Origin of the sequence: Xanthomonas cucurbitae (assembly GCF_002939885.1) — a bacterium.
Taxonomy (GTDB): Bacteria; Pseudomonadota; Gammaproteobacteria; order Xanthomonadales; family Xanthomonadaceae; genus Xanthomonas; species Xanthomonas cucurbitae.
Genome location: NZ_MDED01000179.1, coordinates 1 through 259, shown reverse-complemented (window position 1 = coordinate 259; position 259 = coordinate 1). Strand labels below are relative to the sequence as shown.

Here is a 259-nt window from a genome sequence, read left to right as displayed (position 1 = left end):
TCCCCGGCCTGCGTCGTGCAGGCATGACAGCGGGGCTGGCGGGTGTAGGAGTTGCCGCAAGCGCCTACGATGCCGTGCAGACCGGCGATCGCATCGGCAGCTTGCTGGCGCAGGACAATCTTGCCGCTGCCCGTTCGCAAGCGCTGCACTTCAGTGCGCGTGGAATGGGTGGCTGGGTCGGCGGAACGGCCGCTGCTGCGGTGGTGGGCACCACGGGAGCCGGGCCGGTGGGGCTGGTCATGGCCGACGCCTATCTGTT

At 69.5% G+C, this 259-nt stretch carries 1 pseudogene; it reads left to right on the top strand.

Annotation, left to right across the window (positions count from 1 at the left end):
* Positions 1 to 23: 23 nt before the first annotated feature.
* Positions 24 to 259: pseudogene (locus XcuCFBP2542_RS19250) on the top strand (zeta toxin family protein); the annotation flags it as partial.